General features: G+C 70.4%; 13 protein-coding genes. 7 read left to right on the top strand and 6 right to left on the bottom strand.

The window, feature by feature from the left end; translation table 11 throughout:
• Positions 1-75 precede the first annotated feature (75 nt).
• Together DFR50_RS11270 and DFR50_RS11265 are read left to right on the top strand one after the other, a co-directional pair.
• On the top strand, positions 76-1626 hold the full coding sequence (locus DFR50_RS11270) for a c-type cytochrome (RefSeq protein ID WP_113889315.1): 1551 nt from the start codon (positions 76-78) through the stop codon (positions 1624-1626).
• Positions 1626-2477, top strand: coding sequence for a formate/nitrite transporter family protein (locus DFR50_RS11265; protein ID WP_113889314.1), 852 nt, complete (start codon positions 1626-1628; stop codon positions 2475-2477). The genes DFR50_RS11270 and DFR50_RS11265 overlap by 1 nt, the downstream gene beginning before the upstream one ends.
• 125 nt (positions 2478-2602) lie before the next feature.
• On the opposite strand, the gene DFR50_RS11260 is transcribed toward DFR50_RS11265, so the two are convergent.
• The 3 genes from DFR50_RS11260 to DFR50_RS11250 form a co-directional block, all read right to left on the bottom strand.
• A complete protein-coding gene (locus tag DFR50_RS11260; protein WP_113889313.1) occupies positions 2603-3982 on the bottom strand; it encodes an FGGY-family carbohydrate kinase in 1380 nt (459 codons plus the stop codon).
• Between the two features lie 168 nt (positions 3983-4150).
• Positions 4151-4594, bottom strand: coding sequence for a hypothetical protein (locus DFR50_RS11255; protein ID WP_113889312.1), 444 nt, complete (start codon positions 4592-4594; stop codon positions 4151-4153).
• A 111-nt stretch (positions 4595-4705) separates the two neighbouring features.
• Positions 4706-6778 carry an FUSC family protein gene (locus tag DFR50_RS11250; protein ID WP_113889311.1) on the bottom strand — a complete coding sequence of 691 codons (2073 nt, stop codon included), beginning with the start codon at positions 6776-6778 and terminating at the stop codon, positions 4706-4708.
• Between the two features lie 299 nt (positions 6779-7077).
• Here DFR50_RS11250 and DFR50_RS11245 point away from each other — a divergent pair, with 299 nt between their 5' ends.
• The 5 genes from DFR50_RS11245 to DFR50_RS11225 all read left to right on the top strand — a co-directional run bounded on the left by DFR50_RS11245 (position 7078) and on the right by DFR50_RS11225 (position 12910).
• Positions 7078-7680 (top strand): SCO family protein, encoded by a 603-nt coding sequence (locus DFR50_RS11245; RefSeq protein WP_113889310.1) that lies wholly within the window; start codon positions 7078-7080, stop codon positions 7678-7680.
• A gap of 96 nt (positions 7681-7776) precedes the next feature.
• A complete protein-coding gene (gene leuD, locus DFR50_RS11240) occupies positions 7777-8382 on the top strand; it encodes a 3-isopropylmalate dehydratase small subunit (protein WP_113889309.1) in 606 nt (201 codons plus the stop codon).
• Positions 8383-8599: 217 nt separating this feature from the next.
• The gene (locus tag DFR50_RS11235) at positions 8600-8893 is read left to right on the top strand and encodes a nucleotidyltransferase family protein (RefSeq protein WP_113889308.1); all 294 of its coding nucleotides are present in this window, start codon (positions 8600-8602) and stop codon (positions 8891-8893) included.
• Positions 8890-9252, top strand: coding sequence for a HepT-like ribonuclease domain-containing protein (locus DFR50_RS11230; protein ID WP_113889307.1), 363 nt, complete (start codon positions 8890-8892; stop codon positions 9250-9252). The genes DFR50_RS11235 and DFR50_RS11230 overlap by 4 nt, the downstream gene beginning before the upstream one ends.
• A 133-nt stretch (positions 9253-9385) precedes the next feature.
• Positions 9386-12910 carry a PAS domain-containing hybrid sensor histidine kinase/response regulator gene (locus DFR50_RS11225; RefSeq protein ID WP_113889306.1) on the top strand — a complete coding sequence of 1175 codons (3525 nt, stop codon included), beginning with the start codon at positions 9386-9388 and terminating at the stop codon, positions 12908-12910.
• Positions 12911-12969: 59 nt separating this feature from the next.
• On the opposite strand, the gene DFR50_RS11220 is transcribed toward DFR50_RS11225, so the two are convergent.
• The 3 genes from DFR50_RS11220 to DFR50_RS32050 all read right to left on the bottom strand — a co-directional run bounded on the left by DFR50_RS11220 (position 12970) and on the right by DFR50_RS32050 (position 14682).
• The gene (locus tag DFR50_RS11220) at positions 12970-13506 is read right to left on the bottom strand and encodes a hypothetical protein (protein ID WP_113889305.1); all 537 of its coding nucleotides are present in this window, start codon (positions 13504-13506) and stop codon (positions 12970-12972) included.
• Positions 13503-14354 carry an archaeosortase/exosortase family protein gene (locus DFR50_RS11215; RefSeq protein ID WP_170153167.1) on the bottom strand — a complete coding sequence of 284 codons (852 nt, stop codon included), beginning with the start codon at positions 14352-14354 and terminating at the stop codon, positions 13503-13505. The genes DFR50_RS11220 and DFR50_RS11215 overlap by 4 nt, the downstream gene beginning before the upstream one ends.
• A 166-nt stretch (positions 14355-14520) precedes the next feature.
• The gene (locus tag DFR50_RS32050) at positions 14521-14682 is read right to left on the bottom strand and encodes a hypothetical protein (protein ID WP_170153166.1); all 162 of its coding nucleotides are present in this window, start codon (positions 14680-14682) and stop codon (positions 14521-14523) included.
• Positions 14683-14813: the final 131 nt, after the last annotated feature.

The raw sequence follows: 14813 nt of genomic DNA, 5'->3' as shown, positions 1-14813 counted from the left end.
CGCCGTGGAACTTCCCCGTGTCGCGCCGCGTTGACGGTGGCCGCAGGCGTAGCGGCGTCTTGACGGAGAGGGGACATGCAGCAGGCCAAAGCCTCGGCCGCGATCGGCGCAATCCTCATCGCAGTCGTCACCACAGCCGCATCCGACGGGGCCGATCCGTCGCTCGCGCAGAGAGGCGGCTATCTCGCCCGCGCCGGCGATTGCGAGGCCTGCCATACCACGCCCGGGGGCGCGCCCTACGCCGGGGGCGCGGCGATCCACTCGCCTTATGGACCGCTTTACGCCCCCAACATCACGCCCGACAAGACCAACGGCATCGGCGCCTGGAGCGACGAGCAGTTTTACCGCGCGTTGCATGAGGGAATCGACGACCACGGGCGCAACCTCTATCCGGCCTTCCCTTATCAGTGGTTCACCAAAGTGACCCGCGACGACGTGCTCGCGATCCGCGCCTTCCTCAACACGGTCCCGCCGTCGAGCGAAAAGTCCAAACCGTCACACTTGATGTTCCCGTTCGACATCAGGGCCGGCCTTACGGCGTGGAACGCGCTCTATTTCCGTCCCGGCGAATTCAAGCCCGATCCCGCGAAGGGTAATCCGTGGAATCGCGGCGCTTACCTGGTCGAGGGACTCGGCCATTGCGGCGACTGCCATACGCCCAAGGGCGTCGCCATGGAGCCCGAGACCTCGAAGCCCTTCGCCGGCGGCGACGTCGACGACTGGTATGCGCCCAACGTGACTTCCGACCCCGTCCACGGGATCGGCGGATGGTCGGAAGACGACCTCGTCCAGTACCTCAAGACCGGGTCGAGCGCGGGCGGCCGCGTCGCCGGCGGACCGATGGCCCAGGTCGTCCACGAGAGCCTCGCCTATCTCAACGATAGCGACCTGCACGCGATCGCCATCTACTTGAAGGACCTCGCGCCGATCGCGGAAGCGACGCCGTCGCGCCCCTCCGGGGAGATCGGACCGCATGCCTCGGGCGAGGGCGTCTACCTGACCCAGTGCGCTTTCTGCCACCAGCCTGACGGCAAAGGCCAGCCGGGCCGCATTCCCGCGCTCGCCGGCAATGAAGTCGTCACCGCGAGGGGCCCGGAAGACGTGATCCGCCAAATCCTCGGAGGCCATCTCGCAACCGGAAGCTATGCGCCGATGCCCGCGGTCGGGGCGACCCTGACGGACCAAGAGATCGCCGACGTCACCGATTACGTGCGCAACGCCTGGTCCAACAGGGCGCCCGTCATTGCGCAGACCGGACTTGTGGGCAAGATCCGCGCCAAGACCATCAGCACGCTCGCCGGTCCCGGGGCGACCGAAGAGCATAACGACCCCTGCATGGTCGGCCCCGACTCGCAAAGCGTCCCCACATTCAACGATCCTCAGATCGACCAGGCCCTGTCCGGACTCACCGACGCGACGATGCTTCAGGCGATTCCCCCGCTGATCCAGCGCGTCCGCCAGATCGCGCCCGATGAGAAACAGGCCGACATCGTCAACGGCCTGGCGCTCGCCTATTGCCGGCTCGAGGCGCGAAAGGCCGGGTTCCGCAAGCCGAACGGACGCGATCGACTCAACCGGTTCACGTCGCTCGTCTATGGCGAACTCGTCGCCAAAGGGACCGAGTGATGGCGTCCGGCGGAAGCGCCGGCGCGGGACCATTCGACTCGTCCCGCAATCTCGACCCGGCGGAGAAGACCCAGGCCGCCGAGCATTCGGCGCCGCAAGCGGTGGTGATCCACGAAATCCTGCGCAAGGACGGCGAGGCGGAACTGGCGCGCCGCGCCGGCGCGACCTTCTGGTCGGGTCTGGCGGCGGGGCTGTCGATGGGCTTCTCGTTTCTCGCGCTGGCGCTGATCCGCAGCGGACTGCCGGACGGGCCGTCGCAACGGCTGCTGGCGGGCCCCGGCTATTGCCTCGGCTTCGTGATCGTCGTCCTCGGGCGGCAGGAGCTCTTCACCGAGAGCACGCTGACGGCCGTGCTGCCCCTGCTGGTCCGGCGCGACCGGGCGACCTGGCTGGCGCTGGTCCGGTTCTGGGCGGTCGTGCTCAGCGCAAACATTCTGGGCACGGTGGTTTTCGCGCGCCTGCTGGCGATCGACGGCCTGTTCCCGGGCCCGGTCCGCGCGGCGCTGGACGCGATCGCAGGCGAAGCCGTCGCCGGCCCGTTCTGGCCGACCGCGATCAAGTCCGTGTTCGCCGGCTGGCTGATCGCGCTGATGATCTGGCTCTTGCCGAGCGCGCGCTCCGCCCGTCTGCTGGTCATCATGCTGCTGACCTATGTGGTCGCCATCGGCGGCTTTTCGCACATCATCGCGGGCTCGGTCGAGGCGGCGTTCGCCGTCTTCGGCGGTCACGCCTCGATCCGCGACTATCTCGTCGGCTTCTTCGTCCCGACCATCATCGGCAATACGCTCGGCGGGGTCGCGCTCGTCGCGCTGCTCAATCACGCGCCGCTCGCCCCCGAATTGCAGGCGTGAGCGGGACGCGTGCGCCGGCGGGGCGGATCGCGAACGTCGTCGCAGACACGGCCGGCGGCCGGGCGCCGGGCCCGCCGACAAGGGCCGGCGCCCGCGGAAATCCGCCCGATCGCCCTCGCGGGCCGTCAGGCCGGCGCGGACCGCGACAGCCCCCGCCGCCAGCGCTCGGCGTAGCCCGCGAGGCCGGGAACGTCCCAGGGCGTCGCGCGCGCACACTTGGGCGGCGCGTGCGGCTCGCCCCAAAGGGCGAGCATCGCCGCGCCTTCCGCCGCGCCCGAGGCCGGCGCCACGAGGACCGTCCGCCCCGGCGTCAGCGCGGCGAGCAGGCCGGAAAAGGCCGGCGTCCGGTTGAATCCGCCCTCGACGATGATGTCGCCGGGCGCGTCGAGGCGCTCCAGCGCATGGGCGGTCATGAGCGCGCAATAGAGCGTCGCCAGCGCCGCGCGCGCCGCCGGCGTCGCCGGCTCGGCCCCCTCGATCCAGCCCTTGCGGCCGGCGAACGGGCCGCCCTGGTCGCTGAAGGACGGCATCGCCAGGATCCCCGCGGCGACGATCGCCGCCACGTCCGGTTCGCGCGCTTCCGCCGGCCGTTCGCCCGCGATCGCCGCGAACTCGCGCCCGCCCATCAGCCGCGCGGTCGGCGCCGGACGGCCGAGGACGTCGACGTTGGCGAGCATGTCCGCCCTCGGGTCGAGCTTCCCCGTGCCGCCGACCGCCATGATGATCACCCAGGTCCCGGTCGAGACGACGGTGAACGGGTCCGTGCGCGCCGCGAGGTGAGGGACGAGCGAGGCGTTCGAATCGTGCGCGCCGCAGATCACCCGCACGCCCGCCGGCAGTCCGGTCGCGGCCGCGACCTCGGCCGTGAGCGGCCCGAGCGTCTCCCAGGCCTTGCGCGGCGGCGGGAACAGGCCCGACCAGCCCGCCCGCTCGACCAGGCTCGACAGCCGCCCCTCGTTCGGCCGCCACAGGTCGGTGTGCGCGCCGAGCGCCGTGGCTTCCGTCGCCATGACGCCCGAGAGCCGCCAGGACCAGTATTGCGGATAGGCGAGAAACGCCCGGGCGGAGGCGAAGGCCCGCGGGCAGGCGCGCTCGACGAAAAAGATCTGCCGCCCGAGGTTGAGGCCGCGCGGCAGACGCGGCGACAGGCACTCCTCGAAGGACGGGCGGATCGCATCGTAATCGGCGTCGATTCCGTCGAATCCGTCGAATTCGTAGTCGACCGGCGGCGCGGCGAGGCCGTCCTCCGTCACCAGCGCGCCGGCCGCGCCATGGGCGGAAATCGACAAAGCCGCGATCGGAACGGCGCGGCCGATGTCCTTCAGCGCCGCCAGCAGGAAGGCCCAGGCGCGCTCGGTGTCGAGGCGAAGATAGGGCCAGCGCGCGTCCGGCGGCAGCGACCCGTTCGGTTGCGAGCGTTCGGCGAGGACGTTTCCCTCGCGGTCGAAGACGATGAGCTTGACGTTGGTCTTGCCGACATCGAACACCGCGACGCCGTGGCCCATGGTCCGTAGCCTCCCCGAAATTCGAGGCGGACCTTAGACCGATCGCATCGCGTGTGGGAAGCGGCCGAAACGGGGTCGTCCATCGGCCCGCGCCAAGGGCGAGATCGGCAAGGCGAGCCTCGCCGACCAGCCGTTCGGGAATCGGGGCGGACAAGCCGCCCGGGCGGCTTATTCAGCCGCCGTCGCACGCCTCGGCGCGAGGACGTCGGCGGCGGGAAGCCCGGCGGGCTCCTCACGGCGCACGAAGCGGCGGAACGCCATGCGGATGTCCCGGACGAGCCGCACCCACGCGTTCGGTCGGGCGAAGTGGGAGGCGAACTCTTGGTTCGTCTGCAGCGGAACCCAATATTCGCTGCGCCAGGTGTGGAACATGGCGATCAGCTCCTGCTTCTGCTCGGGTCTGATCGACATGACGGCGCAGCTGCAATTGGCTTCGATCGTCACCTTTCCAGACCGTTCGAACTGGAACCGATGCCGGCTCGGCGCGTGGTTCAGCCAGCCGTGCTTCAATTCGAAATCTTCCGGCTGGAAACGCAGCGCCTCGATCAGCGGGTTGGCGTTCAGATAACGAACAGCGCGTTCGGCGGGGTAATGAAAGTCGACGCTAGACATCCGGGTTGTCCTCCGCATCAGGTGCAGGCCCAGCCCCTTCAACGTCCTCGACGCGTACGGGTTCCCCCGTCGAGCGAGGTTCGTGGTCTGTCTCACGCCAGGGCGGCTTTTTTATGCGTCCGCTTTCCGCTCGTCGCGTCCGCTCCTCGCCGCCCGCTGGTAGACCCCGGCCGCCGCGACGACGGCGAGGGCGGCTATGACCAGCGGCGCCGCCGCCTCGGGCGCGTCCGGCGGCGCCTCGCCGCCCTTCAGCGCGAGCAGCCGTTGCAGGCGGGCGCGCGTCTGCGCGTCCGGCGGCGGCGCGCCCGCCCGGATGTCGAGCCGCGCCGCCGACAGGCGGGCGATGTAGCCGTGCGCAGCCATCAGCAGCGCCGCCATCTCCTCGAGCCCCTTGCGCGCCGCGACCGGCTCGACGCTCATGCGGCCGGCGGAATCGGACAGCGCGGCGATCGCCTCGATCACGTTCTTGCGCGCCAGGCGGTAGTCCTGGGTGGGGGCGGCGGCGTTCAGCGCCACGTCGGTGAACGAGGCGAGCCTCGCCAGAAGGCGGCGCGCGATGCCGGGCGCGTCGACGAACTCCCACGACGGCCAGACGAAGCTGAACAATTCCGCGATCGCCGCCCCGACCAGCGTGTCGGCGAGACGGGCGACGATCGGCGCTGGAAGGTCCGGCTGGATCAGGTGCAGGGACACCAGCGCCATCACCGACGCGCCGACCGAGGACAGGCGGTAATTCAGGCGCACGAAGCTGTGGATGACCACCACCGCGAGGCCCTGCACGGCGACCAGGACTCCGGCCGGCGCCCAGGCGACCGCGCCCGCCGCGACGACGCAGCCGATCAGCGTGCCGATCACGCGGTCGTCGCGCCGCGTCTTGGTCAATCCGTAATTGGCGCGCATCACCACGGCGATGGTCAGCAGCACCCAGTTGCCGTGGCCGGAGTCGCCCAGGAATTGCGCGACCACCGCGCCCGCCATCATCGCGAGCGCCAGGCGGACCGAATAGCGGAGCACCGGCGAAGCGATGCGGACATGCTGCCGCAGGGTGGACCAGGCGTAGGAGCGCCGGGGCAGAAACGCGGCGAGGTCGACGCCGCCGATCGCCGCCTCCGCCGCCCGGTCGTCGGACAGCGTCCGTTCGAGCCTGCGAATGTGGCCGAGCGCCAGCGCGAGACGCTCGGTCGCGGCTGTCAGCGCCGCCCACGCCTCGGCGTGGGCGGCCTCCGGCTCGCGCTGCCGCTCGGCCTCGCGGCGCATGGCGTCGATCGCGCGCTGGTGGTCCGGCGGCAGCGTCGGCCGGTCGGTGGTCAGGATCTCGAGGCTCAGATGGGTCAGGTCGAGCGCGCCGACCCGCAACGCTTCGCCGATCTGCGTCAGCAGGGGCGCCGACCCGGGCGCGGCGCGGACCTTGGTCACCTCGCTCTGCGCGGCGACCAGCGCGTCGAAGGCGTCGAGCAGAACGCCGATGGTGGCGGCGAGGCGCATCCGCTCGGAGCCCGGCGGGGGGCGGTCGAGCAGCGCCGAGCGCGCCGACTGCAGCTGCTCCGACAGCATGGCCTGCTGGCGGATCGCCGACCCGTAGGCCTGTTCGAAGTCCGCGTCCGGATCGAACACGGCGGCGACCGCGCGCAGGTAGATCGCCAGTTCGCGAATCGTCTCGCTCGCCACCAGCCTGCGCGCGCTCGCATCGGTGACGATGGTCGCGAGCAGCGCGAAGGCGATGTAGACGAGGCCGCCGAGCGCGAACAGCGCCTGGATCTTGAGCGCGACCGCCGGAGTCTCGCGGGGAAAGCCGAGCACGAACACCAGCGGGATCAGCATCTGCATGCCGAGCGCGACCGCCCAGCGGCCCCAGCCGGTGATCATGCCGCTCAGGAAGGCGATGAGTCCGATGGTGGCGAGCGCGACCGGCGGCCATGGCAAGGCGAGCTGGATCGCGGAGGTCGAGATCAGGGCGAGGGCGAACCCGAACGACAGCGTGCGCGCCTTCTCCCGCCAGGACGACGGCATGTCCGAGATGCTCGCCGAAATCGCGCCCAGCGTCGCCGGCTGGCCGGCGGCGAAGCCGAAGATCGCCGAGGCGGCGAGCGCGATCATCAGCACGCCGGCGCCGACGCTGACGCCGTTGACGATGTGCTGGCCGACCAGCATTCGGGTGAAATCGGGCGGGCGCCAGCGCGGCATCGCGAAACGCCCTCAGACCCGAGTCGGGAGCGCGCCGGCGGGGTCCGGGCGCCCGCCCGTTTGACGCCCGGCGCTCATGGCTCGGCTCGACGGCAACGGCCGGCTCCCTCATGCTCAGGCGCGCGGACGGGGATCGAAAGCGCGTCGCGGCGCGATCATAGGAAGGAATGGCCGGCGAGCAAGCCCGGACCCGGCGCGGCCCGGCGCGGCCTCCCGGCGCCGCTCCTTTCGCCGTCCGCGCGTGGTATGACGGCGTCCGATCCGCTATTCAGTCGCCAGAATCGCCGAGAGACGAGATCATGCCGAACAGCCGAACCGGTTCCCGACCTCCAGCGCGCCCCGGGCTCGTCGCCCTCGCCATCGGCGCGGCGGCCGTGCTGGCGATCGCGGCGTGGCTCGCGCTGACGCCGGAGCGGGGCGCAACCCCCTCGCTGATCGGCGGCCCGTTCGCGCTTTCCGACGGCGACGGGCGGACGATCACCAGCGACAGCCTGCGCGGGCGGCCGTTCCTGGTCTATTTCGGCTACACCCATTGCCCCGACGTCTGCCCGACCGAACTCGCCCGCGTCGCCGACGTGCTGGCGAAAATGGGCGACAAGGCGATCCCGGCGCTGTTCATCACGGTCGATCCCGAGCGCGACACGCCGAAGGTGATGCAGGATTACGCCTCGAGCTTCAGCGCCCCGATCATCGGCCTCTCGGGCAGCCCGCAGGCGATCGGCGCGGTCGAGAAGGCCTACCGGGTGTATGCGCGAAAAGGTCCGGTCGGGCCCGACGGCGACTATGCGATGGACCACAGCTCGATCGTCTACGTCATGAACAAGGCCGGCGGCTTCTCCCGCCCGCTCAACCTCGACCGCCCGCCGGAGGAGGTCGCGCGCGAACTCGAGCAGGATCTCTGACCGGGTTTGCCGACCGCTGCGCCATTTGCTAGAGCCTCGAAGACGAGAGTCCGGCCGGCGGCGGCCGGCCTCAAAGCCCATGAGACCGTGGAAACGATGGACAAGTTCACGACCCTGACCGGAGTGGCGGCCCCGTTGCCGATCGACAACATCGACACGGACATGATCATTCCCAAGCAATATCTGAAGACGATCAAGCGCACCGGGCTCGGGGCGGGCCTGTTCGCCGAGATGCGGTTCCGCGACGACGGCTCGGAGAACCCCGATTTCGTGCTCAACAAGCCGCAATACCGCAAGGCGTCGATTCTGGTGGCCGGCGACAATTTCGGCTGCGGCTCGTCGCGCGAGCACGCGCCGTGGGCGCTGCTCGATTTCGGCATCCGCTGCGTGATTTCGACCGATTTCGCCGACATCTTCTACAACAACTGCTTCCAGAACGGCATTCTGCCGGTCAAGGTGTCGCGGGAAGACCTCGGCAAGCTGATGGACGACGCCGAGCGGGGCGCCAACGCCACTTTGTCGATCGACCTCCCGGCGCAGGAGATCCGCGGTCCGGACGGCGGCGTGGTGCGGTTCGAGATCGACCCGTTCCGCAAGCGGCGCCTGCTCGAGGGGCTCGACGACATCGGCCTGACCCTGGTCGAGGCCCCGGCGATCGATCGCTTCGAACGCAAGTCCGCCGAGGCGCGCCCCTGGCTGTAGCCGACGCTTCGAACGCGCCCTCCGCGGCCGGTTCGCATGGACGGGCGAGGGCGCTCCGCCTGGACGCAAATGGGGCGCCGGAAGACGCACGCCGGTCGACGGGCGATGGTCTGGCGGCGGCTCGGGAGTGGCCGGGGGACGCGTAGCAGCGAGCGCGGCGCTGGTTTATCATGAGGGTCGAGGCGGCCGAGGCGACGCAGGCTCCGGGAGGCGGTAGATGCGACCATCACGAGCCTTGAGCGAGAACGCCGAGCGCGTGGCGACCATTCTGACGCGCTTTGACGTGAAGAATCCCAGAATTTTCGGATCGGCCGCGCGAGCGGAAGATGACGAGCAGAGCGATCTGGACATCCTCGTCGACCCCGGCGACGACCTGACATTGTTCGACCTCGCCCGACTCGAACGGGAACTTTCGTTGGTCCTCGGCTGCAAGGTCGACGTGACGACTCCCGGCGGGCTGTCGGCTGAGGCCGCGGAAACCGCCGGGCGCGATCTGAAGGCGTTCCCGTGAGGCGTCCAAGGCCGGTCGACGCCTGGCTGCGCGACGTCGTTCGCTATGGCGAGCGACTGGCGCGTCATCCGGATGGGGTTTCGAAAGGCGTGTTCATGGACGACGAGATGGTCCAGGACGCCGTCGCCAAATGTGTCGAGGCCATCGGCGAAGCGGCGGGACAAATCGTCAGGCTGGAATCGCGCTTTCCCAACCTTCGGCTGTCGGACGCGTATTCCGCCCGCAACCGTCTGAGCCACGGATACCATTCCGTCGATCACGGGATCCCGTGGGCCACCGCGATGAAGTCGATCCCCCCGACCGTCGAAGTCGCGAGGCTTGCTCTCGCCGCCCGTGGCGACAGCGCGGGCGCCCCATGATCGCTTCGGATGGCGAGGTCCTTTCCTCCGGGTCCTTCAGCGCGCGACGGCGGGAGCGAGGTCGCCATCCGCTCCCGCCTCCCCCTAAGAGCATCCTGAAGCAGGACCGAACGGCGAGGGCGCGCAAAACTCGATGAACGGCGCCACGGCTGCCATCGCGGCGATCGGATACGTCCTCTTTCTCTTCCTCATCGCCTGGTGGGGCGACAGGGGCGGCAGACGGTTCATCGCTGGCGGGCCGCGGGCGGTCGTCTATGCGCTGAGCCTCGCCGTCTATTGCACCTCCTGGACCTATTACGGCTCGGTCGGCCTCGCCTCGTCGCGCGGCCTCGACTTCCTGCCGATCTACATCGGGCCGATCCTGGTCATCGGGCTCGGCTCAGCGTTCGTCGGGCGGATCGCCAGTCTGGCGCGGGCGCAGAACCTGACGACGGTCGCCGACTTCGTCTCCGCGCGCTACGGCAAGTCGCAGCGGGTCGCGGCGGTCGCGGCGCTGATCGCGCTCGTCGGCTCGGCGCCTTACGTGGCCCTGCAGCTCAAGGCGGTGTCGACCACGCTGCTGACCGTGGTCGCTTCGCTCGACAAGCCCGCGCTGGTCGCGGGCAGGCCGTCGGCGCCGTTCTCGCTCGCGATCGCGCTCGTGCTCGCCGTGTTCGCCATCGCCTTCGGCACGCGCCGGCTCAACCCGAAGGAGCGCCAGGAGGGGCTGATCCTGGCGATCGCGGTCGAGTCGATCGTCAAGCTGGCGGCGTTCCTCGCCGTCGGCGTCTTCGTCGTGTGGGGGATGAACGGCGGCCTCGCCGACCTGACGCAGGCGGCGCTGTCGAACCCGAAGATCGCCGCCGTGGTCCAGACGCGGCCGGACCCGGCGGTGTGGGGCGTGACCACGCTGCTGTCGGCTTTCGCGATTCTGCTGCTGCCGCGGCAATTCCACGTGGCGGTGGTCGAGAATCACGACCGGGCGGACATCCGCACGGCGTCCTGGCTGTTTCCGGCCTATCTGGTGCTGATCAATCTGTTCGTCGCGCCGCTCGCCATCGCCGGCCTGACGATGTTCCCCGACGGCGCGATCGATCGCGACCTGACGGTGCTGGCGCTGCCGCTGGCCGCCCACGCCCACGGCCTCGCGCTGTTCACCATGATCGGCGGGCTGTCGGCGGCGACCGGCATGATCGTGGTCGACAGCCTGGCGCTGGCGATCACCATCTCCAACGATCTGGTGATGCCGCTGCTGCTGCGCCGCAAGGCGATCCCGACGCAAGGCGCGGCGGCGGGCGACATCGGCGCGCTGGCGCTCTGGGTGCGCAGGCTGTCGATCCTGGGCGTGCTCGGGCTCGGCTTCGCCTACGAGCGCCTGACCAGCGAAACGGCGCTGGTGTCGATCGGGCTGCTCTCGTTCGCCGCCGTCGCCCAGATCGGCCCGGCCTTCATCGGCGGCCTGTTCTGGCGGCGCGGCACCGCGCGCGGCGCGCTCGCCGGCATGGCGGCGGGATCGTTGGCCTGGCTCTACCTGCTGCTCTTGCCCTCGCTCGGGTCGCACGCGGCGATCGCGGCCTATCTGGAGCACGGGCCGCTGGCGATCGCCTGGCTCAGTCCGACCGGGCTGACCGCCTTCGCCCCGAGCCCGCTCGTCGGCGGCGTCGTCGTCTCGCTCGGCCTCAATCTCGCGGCCTTCGTCGCCTTCTCCCTGCTGCGCCAGCCGACCGCGCTCGAGCGGGCGCAGGCGAACGCCTTCGCCGGCGCCGGCGGCAAGCCGCAGGCGTTTCGCCTGTGGCGCTCGTCGACCACAGCCGGCGAGCTCGAGGCCGCCGTCGCCCGCTACCTCGGCGCGGCGCGGGCGCGGCGCGCCTTCGCCGCCTTCGTGCGCGAGCGCGGGCAGGATTACGACCCCGAGCAGGAGGCGAGCGCGCAGCTGATCCGGCACGCCGAGTTCCTGCTCTCGCCCGCCATCGGCGCTTCGACCTCGCGGCAGGTCCTGTCGCTGCTGCTGCGGCCCCGCGCCGTCTCGACCCAGTCGGCGCTGAAGCTGATCGACGAGGCTTCGGCGGCGATCCAGTCGAGCCGCGACCAGCTTCAGCACGCGCTCGACCACGCCCGCCAGGGCGTCACGGTGTTCGATTCCAACCTGGCGCTCACCGCCTGGAACCGCGAGTTCGCCGACCTGTTCGACCTTCCCCAGGCGCTGCTTCGCCACGGCGTCGGGCTCGACGAGATCGTCCGCTTCAACGCCGCGCGCGGCGCCTACGGCCCGGGCGATTCCGAGGATTTCGTCGCCGAGCGCGTCGCCTCGCTCCTCTACGACGACCAGCCGACGCGCCTGAGGCTGTTCTCCACCCACCGGGTGATCGAGATCCGCTCGGCCCGGCTGCCGGACGGCGGCATCGTCACCACCTACACCGACATCACCCAGACCGTGCAGACCGAGGAGGCGCTGGAGGCCGCCAACGAGTTCCTGGAAAGACGGGTCGACGAGCGCACGGCCGAACTGCAGCGCCTGAACGCCGAGCTCGCCGCCGCCAAGACCGTGGCGGAAGAAGCGAATTTGTCCAAGACGCGCTTCCTCGCCGCCGCCAGCCACGACATTCTCCAACCCCTGAACGCCGCCCGCCTCTACGCCAGTTCGCTCGTCGAGGGCGCCGCGAGAGGCGGCGACGACCGCGCCGATCTGGCGCGCAAGGTCGACATGTCGCTCGAGGCGGTGGAGGAGATTCTCGGCGCGCTGCTCGACATCTCCCGCCTCGACGCCGGCGCCACCCGGCCCGAGCTGTCCGATACGCCGGTCGCCGATCTCATGCGCATGCTGGAGGTCGAGTTCGCGCCGCTGGCGCTGTCGAAGGGGCTCGCGCTTCGGATGGTTCCGACCCGGCTCGCGGTCCGCACCGATCGCCGGCTGATGCGCCGCCTGTTGCAGAATCTGGTCTCCAACGCCGTCAAGTACACGGTGCGCGGAAAAGTCCTGGTCGGCTGCCGGCGCGTGCCGGGCGCGCTGCGCATCGAAGTGTGGGACACCGGCCTCGGCATCCCGGCCGACCGGCAGCGCGTGGTGTTCGAGGAGTTCCAGCGGCTCGACCAGGGCGCCCGGATCGCGCGCGGCCTCGGCCTCGGCCTCAGCATCGTCGAGCGGCTCGGCCGGGTGCTCGACCATCCCGTCGGCCTTGCTTCGCGACCGGGCGCGGGCTCCGTGTTCCACGTCACCGCCCCGCTCGCCGCCGCCGCGCCCGCCCGGCCCGAGGCCGCCGACGTCGTCCCGGCCGCGGTCGCCGGCGAGCCGCTGAGCGGGCTCAAGATTCTGGCGATCGACAACGAGCCGCGCGTGCTCGACGGCATGCGGACGCTGCTCGGCCGCTGGGGATGCCTGGTCGTCACGGCGAACGGCCTCGCCGAGGCGCGCGAGGCGCTCGGCGGCTTCGGCCCGCCCGACCTCGTCATCGCCGACTATCACCTCGACAAGAGCGACGGGATCGCGGCGATCCTGGCCTTGCGCGCGGACCTCGGCCTTCCGCTGCCGGCGATCCTGGCCACCGCCGACCGCAGCCCCGAGGCGCGCGACGAGGCGGCGCGCCACGACATCGTGATCCTGCACAAGCCGCTGAAGCCGGCGCCGTTGCGCGCCCAGCTCGCCCGGATGAGCGCGCTGCGCGACGAGGCGGCGCAATAGGCCGAGCCGCGGCGCAAGAGCGCCGTCGACCCGGGCGCCCCGCCGGCCCTTTTCGCGAATCAATCCTCGCCGCGCTCGCCCGCCGACGCCGCGCTCACGATCCGGCCGGCCCAGTCGGCGAAGTCCCTGTCGGAGATCGAGCAGGACTTCGGCGTGTAGAAGCGGACGTAAAACCCGTCGGGCGAATTGTAGGACCCGGCCAGGCTGCGCGCCAGCAGCCGCGAAAGGCGCGAGAATTCGTTGCGAATTTCCCCCCGGTAGACGTCGAGCTTCTGGTAGCCGCTCCTGGTCCCGTAGGCGTTGTCGACGAGCCGCGGAATCGCCACCGCGGTCAGCAGGAGCGGCGCGGCGAAGATCGGCTCGGCGCAGTGCGCGGCGCGGATGCGGATCCCGGGTTGGTCGTCGTCCGGGACGCCTTCGATCGCCGCGTCGCCGAGCGACTGGCCGACCCGAAGCGCCGCGATGGGCGCGGCGGACGCCTCGGCGGCCGGACCGAACGGCTTCAGGGCGACGACTCGCGTCGTCACCCCGAGGATCACGGCCAGGCCGATCGTCGCGAACGCCGTGGCGCGCAGGAGGTCCGGTCCGACCGTCAACGGGCCGCAGCCAGTCTCATCCCGCCCAGGCAGAGAACCAGGGCGACCGCCAGCATGACGAAGGTCACGATCGGCACGCCGGCGCCGTTGTGCCAGTAGTCGTACAACTCGGGCGATTGCGCCATCAGCACGATTCGCAAGGTGTTCAAGAGAATGGTCGCCGCGGCCATGGCGAGCGCGATCAGGACGTAGACGCTTCTCATCGTCAGCGTCTGGAGCTTGAGCAGCGAAATCCAGATCAGCGTCGACAGCGAGATGTTGTGGAAGGCCGAGCATCCCTCCTCCACGACGACGCCGGACCAGGTCGGCGCCGAAATTGCGAGGCCGTCGCGCGCGAATCCGCCGTTCAGGGGCGCCAGGGCCGCCTGGACGACGGTGGTCTCGATCTCGAGCAGGGTCGGCGAGACGAGGTGAAACAGCAGCGGTCCGAGCCATTCGTAGCCGACCAGGGCGAGGAGAACCTGCCCGATCGAGCTGATTCGCGCATTCTTGTGAAAAAGCAGCTTCAACCCGGCCACGATCAGCGGAACCGCCGCCGCCATCCTCATCGGAAAGGCGAAAGCGAGGCTGCACGCCGCCATCACGGCGAGATCGGATCGGGTCAGCAGGTCGTCGCGACCAATCCCGAGGCCGAGATAGGCCAACACGCCGAGGGCGAGCAACTCGCCGGCGCCCACTCCGGAATGATCCCTCAGCGCGACGGCTGAAAAATCCCCGTGCGACCATGCGACGACGCTGCGCCAGCTGATCGCGACCGCAACGCCGACGACAAAAGCGAGGACGATCTCGCGGTCCCCGACTCGCGCCCGCCGGAGCGCGGCGGCGGCAGATGGTTGGGTGACTGTCACCGGGGCTCGCCGTGCGTTCTCAAGGCTCGATCCCACCGCTCCGGTCGGCGGACGTGGGCAAGCGACCGGAGCCGCGGCGTCCGTCCGTTCGACGACGCAAGAGATGGGTCGCGCTCCGGTTGGGGCCGGACTTCGGCCTCGACCGGAACATCGCTTCCGATGACGGTCAGCGACGCCAACGGACCAGCAACGCGGCCCCCGCCACCATGACGAGGCCGGCGACGCCGAGGTCCATGCCCGGCGCCGGGGCGGCGACGAGGATGCCCCTCGCGAGGGCGGCGGTCGAAGCCGCAAGGAGAAACGCAGCGGGCAGAACGAGATAGCGCATGAAGGTTCCCTCATTGTAACTCCCAAGCCGGGGTGAGTCCGAATTGTCACAGGTTGGGTGCGCTCGTCGGGTGGCGGCGGATTTTGCGAGACGCGGCGGGGCGAAACGTGAGTCAAGGTGGGGATGGTTGT

Source organism: Roseiarcus fermentans (assembly GCF_003315135.1).
GTDB classification, from domain to species: domain Bacteria; phylum Pseudomonadota; class Alphaproteobacteria; order Rhizobiales; family Beijerinckiaceae; genus Roseiarcus; species Roseiarcus fermentans.
This window is presented reverse-complemented; position numbering and strand designations above follow the sequence as displayed.